8 protein-coding genes are annotated in these 9810 nt (G+C 71.6%); 6 read left to right on the top strand and 2 right to left on the bottom strand.

The genetic code is table 11. The features are described 5' to 3' along the window. Nucleotides 1-211: 211 nt before the first annotated feature. Nucleotides 212-1363 carry a hypothetical protein gene (locus ACWGIG_RS32815; RefSeq protein ID WP_453325336.1) on the top strand — a complete coding sequence of 384 codons (1152 nt, stop codon included), beginning with the start codon at nt 212-214 and terminating at the stop codon, nt 1361-1363. 39 nt (nt 1364-1402) lie between these two features. On the opposite strand, the gene ACWGIG_RS32810 is transcribed toward ACWGIG_RS32815, so the two are convergent. After that, a complete protein-coding gene (locus ACWGIG_RS32810; RefSeq protein WP_453325335.1) occupies nt 1403-2053 on the bottom strand; it encodes a PH domain-containing protein in 651 nt (216 codons plus the stop codon). Between the two features lie 213 nt (nt 2054-2266). Between ACWGIG_RS32810 and deoC the strand changes: the two genes are divergently transcribed. The 5 genes from deoC to ACWGIG_RS32785 all read left to right on the top strand — a co-directional run bounded on the left by deoC (nt 2267) and on the right by ACWGIG_RS32785 (nt 7688). Then, nucleotides 2267-3229: a deoxyribose-phosphate aldolase gene (gene deoC / locus ACWGIG_RS32805; RefSeq protein ID WP_453325334.1), complete on the top strand. Its 963-nt coding sequence runs from the start codon at nt 2267-2269 to the stop codon at nt 3227-3229. Then, nucleotides 3229-4665, top strand: a complete 1437-nt coding sequence (locus tag ACWGIG_RS32800) for an aldehyde dehydrogenase family protein (RefSeq protein WP_453325337.1) — start codon at nt 3229-3231, stop codon at nt 4663-4665. The genes deoC and ACWGIG_RS32800 overlap by 1 nt, the downstream gene beginning before the upstream one ends. Further along, the gene (locus ACWGIG_RS32795) at nt 4658-5566 is read left to right on the top strand and encodes an aldehyde dehydrogenase family protein (protein ID WP_453325333.1); all 909 of its coding nucleotides are present in this window, start codon (nt 4658-4660) and stop codon (nt 5564-5566) included. Before ACWGIG_RS32800 ends, ACWGIG_RS32795 begins: the two co-directional genes overlap by 8 nt. 302 nt (nt 5567-5868) lie before the next feature. After that, nucleotides 5869-6807, top strand: coding sequence for a serine protein kinase RIO (locus ACWGIG_RS32790; RefSeq protein ID WP_453325332.1), 939 nt, complete (start codon nt 5869-5871; stop codon nt 6805-6807). Nucleotides 6808-6995: 188 nt separating this feature from the next. After that, the gene (locus tag ACWGIG_RS32785) at nt 6996-7688 is read left to right on the top strand and encodes an alpha/beta hydrolase (RefSeq protein ID WP_453325331.1); all 693 of its coding nucleotides are present in this window, start codon (nt 6996-6998) and stop codon (nt 7686-7688) included. Nucleotides 7689-7780: 92 nt separating this feature from the next. On the opposite strand, the gene ACWGIG_RS32780 is transcribed toward ACWGIG_RS32785, so the two are convergent. Continuing rightward, complete coding sequence (locus ACWGIG_RS32780; RefSeq protein ID WP_453325330.1) at nt 7781-9463, bottom strand: phospho-sugar mutase; 1683 nt, start codon at nt 9461-9463, stop codon at nt 7781-7783. Nucleotides 9464-9810 lie beyond the last annotated feature (347 nt).

Genomic DNA, 9810 nt, shown 5'->3' with positions numbered 1-9810 from the left:
GCGCCGGTGGGGGCGGGCGTCCCGGGCTGCGCCCGGTGCACGGCTGCGCCGCGCGTCCTCAAACGCCGGACGGGCTGAAGATGCCGGGCGGGCTGGAGGGACCGTCCCGCCGTACGGGTGCAATTCCTTCGCCACCGCCACCAGCCCGCCACTCCCATGGCCCATCCCCGGCAGCCTGTAGCTCCCGTACCTCCCAGGAGCCAGGCTCGCCTTGTACGCGCAACGTACGACCACCATCGCGACCACGACCACGACGACGGCCGCAGCGGCAACCCCCACCCTCCGCCGCGCCGCCCCCGCCCTTCTCGGTTACCTCGCCGTCCGGCTCCTCGGGCTTGCCGTTCTCGTTCCGTGGGCGCATCTCAAGGGCCACGGCGTCTGGCCCTTGCTGGCCGGTTCCTGGGACTCCGAGTGGTACGCCGACATCGCCGGGCGCGGCTACGCGGGCCTTCGCAGCCTGGCCTTCTTCCCCCTCCAGCCGCTCCTCGTCAGAGGCGCGGACCACGTGCTCCCCGGGGCCCTCCCCAGCACGGCCACCCTCGGGCTGCTCCTCGCGGTGGCCGCGTCGTTCGTCGCCGCATGGGGGATCTTCGCCGTCGGCGACCACCTGTACGGGCGCCGTACGGGCACCCTGCTGGCCGTCCTCTGGGGTGCGCACCCGGTCGCCCTCGTCCAGTGGATGGGCTACACGGAGTCGCTGTTCACGGCGCTCGCCGCCTGGACCCTGTACGCGGTCCTGACCGGCCGCTGGCTCACCGCCGCGACCCTTGCCTGCCTCGCAGGCCTCACCCGCCCCACGGGCATCGCCGTCGCGGCGGCGGTCATGGCGGCGGCCTGTTTCGGCAAGGGCGGTGGCGGCAACCCCCGCCGCGCCCTCGCCGCCGGCCTGCTCGCGCCCCTCGGCTGGCTCTGTTACGTCGGCTGGGTGAGCCTGCGCCTTGGCCGGTGGGACGGCTATCTCTCCGTACAGCGCCGCTGGGACAACTCGTGGGACGGCGGCGTGTCGACCCTGCGCGAGATGCGCGGGCTGCTGATGTACGCCGCCGAGCCGCCGCTCTTCCCGGTCCTGGTGACGGGCGTGCTCCTGGCCTCCGCCGTGCTCTGGGCACTCTGCGCCGCCGCCCGGCAGCCGCTCCCGCTGCTCGTGTTCAGCGCGGTGACACTGCTGATCGTCCTGGGCACCGACGGCGTGTACTTCCCGCGCGCCCGCTTCCTGCTCCCGGTGTTCCCACTGCTGCTGCCGGTCGCGGTGGCCCTCGCACGCGCACGCGTCCCGACGACGGTGCTGGTGGTGGGTGGTGCGGCGCTGTTCTCCGCGTACCTCGGCGGCCACATGACGCTGGTCTGGCCTGGCGCGCCGTAACGGACCGGACCGGCCGGGACCCGGGCCGCCGGGCCGTCCCTAGACCGTCAGCAGCACGATCAGTGCCACCAGTCCCACCACGCACGGCGCGATGATCTCGAACGCCCACCGCACCGACGGCTTGCCCTGGGCGCCCGGCCGCGTGGCCGACGACTCGGCGAGGTCCTGGAGGTCCCGTACGATCTGGTCGCTCGCGGCGACCTGCGGCCGGTCCGCCGACGGCCGCCCGAACGAGGCGCGGCTCGTCCTCGGGTCGTCCGCGGCAGCTGCCCTCGACTGGTTGCGGACGGCCTTCTTCCGCTGCCGGAGCGACACCGGCACGGACCACATCTGGTACTTCGCACCGTCCGCCAGGACCTCACTGGAGTAACCGGTGCGGATCGCGTCGACCGACGCCCAGGGGAGCACGATCGTACGGAACGGATTGCGGATCCGGAGCCGGTCCTCGCCCGCGTACACGGCGGGCCGCAGCATGAACGCCACCACCAGCGGCACCACGAACAGCAGCCCGGCGAACACCTTCCAGACCGTCATGGCCTCGCTCTTGAGTGCCGCGTCGATGCCGAGCCAGGCGCAGATGGCGAGCATCAGGCAGCCCCAGAAGACGTTGGCGCCCGCACGGAAGACGCGTTCGGCGTAGACCGTCGGCTCGTCGGAGCCCGAGGGAGGGGTGGGACCGGTGCTTGTCATGAGCCCGATTCTGCCTGACACCGGACAGGAGACCGAAGAAGCCCCGTCCCCTGTACGGGGCGGCACCTCTTTCGCCATGGGGTAGCTCTCCCTTTCCGTACGGGGCGGCACCTCTTTCCCTACGGGGCGGCCTCTCTTTCCCTACGGGGTGGTCCCTCTTTCCCTACGGGGTGTACAGGTCGCTACGCGCGTAGATATGCTCCAGTGGTGACCATGCCCACCTCTGCATCCGCTCCCGCATCCGCATTTGTCGACGCGACCGCGTCCGACAGCGCACTGCGCCGCTTCCTGCACGGGCTGCCCGGCGTCGACGCCGTCGGCCTGGAGGCCCGCGCCGCCGCGCTCGGCACTCGCTCGATCAAGACCACGGCCAAGGCGTACGCCATCGACCTGGCCATCTCGATGATCGACCTGACCACGCTCGAAGGCGCGGACACCCCGGGCAAGGTCCGGGCGCTGTGCGCCAAGGGCGCCCACCCGGACCCCACCGACCGTACGAGCCCCACGGTCGCCGCGATCTGCGTCTATCCGGACATGGCGGCCACCGCCAAGGAGGCCCTCGCCGGTACCGGCATCAAGGTCGCCTCCGTGGCCACCGCCTTCCCGGCAGGGCGCGCAGCCCTCCCGGTCAAGCTGGCCGACGTACGCGACGCCGTCGAAGCGGGCGCGGACGAGATCGACATGGTGATCGACCGGGGAGCCTTCCTCGCCGGGCACTACCTCAAGGTCTACGAAGAGATCCTCGCCGTGAAGGCGGAGTGCGGCGACAGGGCCCGCCTCAAGGTCATCTTCGAGACCGGCGAACTGTCCACGTACGACAACATCCGCCGCGCCTCCTGGCTCGGCATGCTGGCCGGCGCGGACTTCATCAAGACCTCCACGGGCAAGGTGGCGGTCAACGCCACGCCCCCGAACACGCTCCTCATGCTGGAAGCCGTACGGGACTACCGCGCCCAGACCGGCATCCAGATCGGCGTGAAGCCGGCCGGCGGCATCCGCTCCACCAAGGACGCGATCAAGTTCCTGGTGCTGGTCAACGAGACCGTGGGTGAGGACTGGCTGGACAACCACTGGTTCCGCTTCGGCGCATCCAGCCTGCTCAACGACCTGCTGATGCAGCGTCAGAAGCTCAGCACGGGCCGCTACTCCGGCCCCGACTACGTGACGGTGGACTGATCCGCATGACTTTTGAGTACGCACCCGCGCCGGAGTCGCGCGCAGTCGTCGACATCGCACCGTCGTACGGCCTGTTCATCGACGGCGAGTTCACCGAGGCGGCGGACGGCAAGGTCTTCAAGACCGTCAGCCCGTCCACCGAAGAGGTCCTCTCCGAGGTGGCCCTGGCGGGCCAGGACGACGTGGACCGGGCCGTGAAGGCCGCCCGCAAGGCGTTCGAGAAGTGGTCGGCGCTGCCGGGCTCCGAGCGCGCCAAGTACCTCTTCCGCATCGCCCGCATCATCCAGGAGCGCTCGCGCGAGCTGGCCGTCCTGGAGACGCTGGACAACGGCAAGCCGATCAAGGAGACGAGGGACGCCGACCTCCCCCTGGTCGCCGCGCACTTCTTCTACTACGCGGGCTGGGCCGACAAGCTCGACCACGCGGGCTACGGCGCCAACCCCCGCCCCCTCGGTGTCGCGGGCCAGGTCATCCCCTGGAACTTCCCGCTCCTGATGCTCGCGTGGAAGATCGCCCCGGCGCTCGCCACCGGCAACACGGTCGTCCTGAAGCCGGCGGAGACCACCCCGCTCTCGGCCCTCTTCTTCGCCGACATCTGCCGCCAGGCGGGCCTGCCGCGCGGCGTCGTCAACATCCTTCCCGGATACGGCGACACGGGCGCGGCCCTGGTCAACCACCCCGACGTCAACAAGGTCGCCTTCACCGGCTCCACCGGCGTCGGCAAGGCCATCGCCCGCTCGGTGGCCGGTACGAACAAGAAGGTCACCCTCGAACTGGGCGGCAAGGGCGCGAACATCGTCTTCGACGACGCCCCCATCGACCAGGCCGTCGAGGGCATCGTCACCGGCATCTTCTTCAACCAGGGCCAGGTCTGCTGCGCGGGCTCGCGCCTGCTGGTCCAGGAGTCGATCCAGGACGAGCTGCTCGACGCGCTGAAGCGCCGCCTGTCCACCCTGCGCCTCGGTGACCCGCTCGACAAGAACACCGACATCGGCGCGATCAACTCCGCCGAGCAGCTCGCCCGCATCAAGGCCGTGGCCGACACGGGCGAGGCGGAGGGCGCCGAGCGCTGGTCCGCCCCCTGCGAACTCCCGGCCTCCGGCTACTGGTTCGCCCCGACGCTCTTCACGAACGTCACCCAGGCGCACACGGTGGCACGGGACGAGATCTTCGGCCCGGTGCTCTCCGTGCTGTCCTTCCGTACGCCCGACGAGGCCGTCGCCAAGGCCAACAACACGCAGTACGGCCTCTCCGCCGGCATCTGGACGGAGAAGGGCTCGCGCATCCTCGCGGTCGCGAACAAGCTCCGGGCGGGCGTCGTCTGGGCCAACACATTCAACAAGTTCGACCCCACGTCGCCGTTCGGCGGCTACAAGGAGTCGGGTTACGGCCGCGAGGGCGGTCGCCACGGCCTGGAGGCGTACCTCGATGTCTGAGACGACCGACGTGAAGCGCCTGAGCGTCTTCAAGACCTACAAGCTGTACGTGGGCGGGAAGTTCCCGCGTTCCGAGAGCGGCCGGGTGTACGAAGTGCAGGACAGTAAGGGCAACTGGCTCGCCAACGCGCCCCTCGCCTCCCGCAAGGACGCCCGGGACGCGGTCGTCGCGGCCCGCAAGGCCTTCGGCGGCTGGTCCGGCGCGACCGCGTACAACCGCGGCCAGATCCTCTACCGCATCGCCGAGATGCTGGAGGGCCGCCGCGAGCAGTTCGTGCGCGAGGTCGGCGAGGCCGAGGGACTGTCCAAGTCCAAGGCGGGCGCGGTCGTCGACGCCGCGATCGACCGCTGGGTCTGGTACGCGGGCTGGACCGACAAGATCGCCCAGATCGCGGGCGGCGGGAACCCGGTCGCCGGTCCCTTCTTCAACCTCTCCACCCCGGAGCCGACGGGCGTCGTCACCGTCCTGGCCCCCCAGGACTCGTCCTTCCTGGGCCTGGTCTCGACGATCGCCCCCGTCATCGCGGCGGGCAACACGGCCGTCGTGATCGCCTCGGAGGCGTTCCCCCTCCCCGCCCTCTCCCTGGGCGAGGTGCTGGCCACCTCCGACCTCCCCGGCGGCGTGGTCAACATCCTGACCGGCAAGGCCTCGGAGATCGCCCCCTCCCTCGCCTCCCACCAGGACGTCAACGCGATCGACCTCACGGGCGCGGGCGCGGGCAGCGACCTGGCCCGCGACCTGGAGATCGCGGCGGCCGACAACCTGAAGCGCGTCCTGCGCCCGTCGGCCTCGACGGACTGGACGGCACCCCAGGGCACGGAGCGCCTGACGGCCTTCCTGGAAACCAAGACGGTCTGGCACCCGACGGGCTCGCTGGGCGCGTCGGGCTCGGCGTACTGACCGAGCGGGTCCCGCAAGGCACCGGCCCCCGTACTCCCCGTAAAACAGGGTGAGTACGGGGGCCTTTCGCGCTGTCACCGGGCGGGGCGCCGCAACCGTGGCGTTCTCGCCGACGTGGTCGGCGCGCGAACCACCAGCCCCGCCGGCTTTATTCGGTTGCCGCTTCCGGTGCCCGCCCTTCACCATGGGCGGGACACCGGGAGCTGCCCGGTGCTCCACGAGAGGAGGCACGACCGTGACCACGACTGTTCTCGGCCTGCCCGCAGACCGGCCCCCTCTCACTTCATGGAGCACCTCCAGCGATGTCTCACGACGATCTCTCGCAGCACCCGCAGCACCCGGCACTTCCTGACGACTTCCCCGCCGACGCCCACCGCTCCGGCCCGCCCCGGGGTGACCTGGGCGACGTCGACGACCGGTTCGTCTTCGACTTCCGTTCCTACGACGACCTTGAGGACGGCCGGCGCTGGTCGACCTGGCTCAGCGTCGAACCCCTCTGCCGCGGCCCCGAGCCGCTCCCGGACTGGGTGGTGACCTCGCAGGGCGCGGTCGACACCGAGCTCGGTGTCCTCAAGACCGGCAAGGAGGCCGACGTCCACCTCGTCGAGCGCGCCGACCCCATGGATTGCGCCGCCGGCGTGGTCATGGCGGCCAAGCGGTACCGCTCTGCGGAGCACCGGACCTTCCACCGCGCCGCGTCCTACACCGAGGGCCGCTCGATGAAGCGCTCGCGCGACGAGCGCGCCCTCAAGCGGAAGAGCACCTTCGGCCGGCAGGTCGCGGCCGGTGAGTGGGCGGTGTCCGAGTGGGGTGCGCTGGTGCGGTTCTGGAAGCTCGGGCTGCCGGTTCCCTACCCGGTCCAGATCGACGGCACCGAGATCCTGATGGAGTGGATCACCGTCACCGACGAGGAGGGCGCCGTCAGGACCGCGCCCCGGCTCGCTCAGGTCCGGCCCTCACCGGAGCTGCTGGCGTCGTACTTCGAGCAGCTCACCGACGCGCTCGCGACGATGGTGCAGAACGGCCTCGTGCACGGCGACCTCTCGGCGTACAACATCCTGGCGGCGGGCGAACGGCTGGTCATCATCGACCTGCCGCAGATCGTCGACCTGGTCGGCAACCTCAACGGGATGAACTTCCTCCAGCGCGACTGCGCCAACATCTGCGCCTGGTTCCGCTCGCGGGGCCTCGATGCCGACGAGCACGCACTGTTCGCGGAGCTGATGGCACACGCCTTCTGAACGGGGCGGCCGGTCGGCCCGGTCGGCACACGCCTTCTGAACGGGGCGGCCGGTCGGCACCTGCCACCACCGCCCCGGGAGGAAGTGATCCAAGGATGCCCCGGGTTCTCGCGGGTCGCGGCCCGGGGCCCGTCCGCCTACGGTGTGTCCGAGGGGTGGGGCTCCCTAGCGAAAGGGCAGGTCGCACGATGGCCGCCAAGCCCGCTGTTGTGCTGGTGCACGGTTTCTGGGGCGGAGCCGCCCACTGGTCGAAGGTCGTCGTCGAGCTGCACCGGCGTGGGTTCACCGACCTGCACGCGGTCGAGAATCCGCTGACCTCGCTGGCCGACGACGCCGCACGCACCCAGCAGATGATCAAGCAGATCGAAGGGCCCGTCCTGCTGGTCGGACACTCCTACGGCGGCGCGGTGATCACCGAGGCGGGGGACCTGCCCAATGTCGTCGGACTGGTCTACGTCGCGGCGTTCGCCCCGGACGCGGGCGAGAGCCCGGGGCAGATCAGCCAGGAGAAGCCGCCCGCCGCGTTCGAGAACATCGCGCCGGACTCCGACGGCTACCTGTGGATCGAGCAGGAGAAGTTCCACGAGAGCTTCTGCCAGGACCTGACCGCCGAAGAGGCACTGGTCATGGCGGTGACCCAGAAGGCGCCCCTGGCCTCCGCCTTCGGCGACAACGTGACCTCCCCGGCCTGGCGCACCAAGCCGAGCTGGTACCAGGTCTCCGCCCAGGACCGCATGATCCACCCGGACAACGAGCGCCGCATGGCCGAGCGGATGAACCCCCGCAAGACCATCGAACTCGACGCGGGCCACGCCTCGTTGGCCTCCCGTCCCGGACCGGTGACGGACCTCATCGAGACGGCGGCCGGCGAACTCGGCTGAGTGGGGGAAAGCAAGGGGACCGTGCGCGGTTTCGAGCGGTCATCGCTCGAAACCACGCACGGTCCCCTTCTTCGTGCCGCTGCGGAATCCTTCTAGATGCCCGCCGCCGCCGACAGGTCGCGCTTGACGGCGGCCAGGGTTTCGGCGGCCTGCGCGCGGGCCGCCGGGAGGGCGGACGCGTCCGCGACCGGGACGACGACCTCCAGGTAGCACTTGAGCTTGGGCTCGGTGCCGGACGGGCGGACGATCACCCGGGCGCCCGTGAGGTGGTAGCGGAGGCCGTCCGTCGGCGGGAGGGACTCCGTGCCCCGGGTGAGGTCCTCGGCGGAGGTCACCGGGAGGCCCGCCAGGGTGGCGGGCGGGTTCTCGCGCAGGCGGGTCATCGCGTTGGCGATGATGCTCAAGTCCTCGACGCGGACCGAGAGCTGGTCGGTGGCGTGCAGGCCGTGGGTGAGGGCCAGGTCGTCGAGGAGGTCGAGGAGGGTGCGGCCCTCCTCCTTGAGCGCGGAGGCGAGTTCGGTGATGGCGAGGGCGGCGGTGATGCCGTCCTTGTCGCGGACCCCGGCCGGGTCGACGCAGTAGCCGAGGGCTTCTTCGTACCCGTAACGGAGGTTGTCGACGCGGGCGATCCACTTGAAGCCGGTGAGGGTCTCCTCGTAGCCGATGCCCGCGTGCTCGGCGATGCGGCCGAGGAGGGACGAGGAGACGATCGACTCGGCGAAGACGGCGTCGGGGGAGAGGCCGCCCTTGCGGGCGATGTGGGCCGCGAGGAGCGAGCCGACCTCGTCGCCGCGCAGCATGCGCCAGCCGCCGTCGACCGCGGCGTCCGGGACCGCCACCGCGCAGCGGTCCGCGTCCGGGTCGTTGGCGAGGACCAGGTCGGGGGCGGGCGTGGTGCGGCGGGCCGTGGCGAAGGCCAGGTCCATCGCGCCGGGCTCTTCCGGGTTGGGGAAGGCGACCGTGGGGAAGTCGGGGTCGGGCTCGGCCTGCTCCCGTACCAGCACAGGCTCGGGGAAGCCCGCGCGGGCGAAGGCGGCGAGGAGGACGTCCTTGCCGACGCCGTGCATGGCCGTGTAGACGGTGTTCGCCGTGCGCGGGGAGCCGGGGGTGAGGACGGCGTCCGTACGGGCCAGGTAGGCGTCCAGGACCTCCTCGCCGAGGACCGTCCAGCCGGTCTCGGGGCGCGGTACGTCCGCGAGGGCGGCGATCGCGTCGATCTCGGCGGCGATCTCCGCGTCGGCGGGCGGCACGATCTGGGAGCCGTCGCCCAGGTAGACCTTGTAGCCGTTGTCGCGGGGAGGGTTGTGGCTGGCCGTCACCTCGACGCCCGCCACCGCGCCCAGGTGCCTTATGGCGAAGGCGAGTACGGGGGTGGGGAGGGGGCGGGGGAGAACGACGGCGCGCAGGCCCGCACCCGTCATGACCGCGGCCGTGTCGCGCGCGAAGTCGGCGGACTTGTGGCGCGCGTCGTAGCCGATGACGACGACGTCGTCGGTGGAGCGGGAGTGCCCCGGCTGCTTCGCGAGGTACGCGGCGAGGCCGGCGGCGGCGCGGATGACGACGGCGCGGTTCATCCGCATCGGGCCGGCGCCGAGTTCGCCGCGCAGGCCCGCGGTGCCGAACTGGAGGGTGCCGGAGAAGCGCTCCGCGAGGTCGGCGGTGGCTTCGGCGTCGATGAGCTTGGCGAGCTCTTCGCGGGTCTCGGGGTCGGGATCCTCGGCGAGCCAGGCGCTGGCGCGGGCGAGGAGGGTGGGGTCCTGGGAGGCCTGGGGCACGGTTCGCCTTTCGGAGGGGTGGTGGGGGTCGCGGGGCGGGTCGCTTGTGCGTGGTTCGGGGCAGTGGGCGGTGGGCGGCTGGCGTTGCCTGCGGCGCTATCCCCTCCCCGCCCCTTCCCGAAACCGCTGCCGCGGGGCTGGGAGGGTTCACGGCCGGCGCCGGTGGGGGCGGGTGTCCCGGGCTGCGCCCGGTGCACGGCTGCGCCGCGCGTCCTCAAACGCCGGACGGGCTGAAGATGCCCGGACGCGCTGAGACGGCCAGGGCCGCGGGGGCAGGCAGTTGGGGGCGCGGGGAACTGCGCGACCAGCCACGACGCACCCGCACGGACACACCGCGCCCCGGGAGG

Source organism: Streptomyces sp. NPDC054863, from assembly GCF_053610825.1.
Note: the sequence above shows the minus strand (reverse complement) of the source record. Positions and strands in the feature narration are given on the sequence as shown.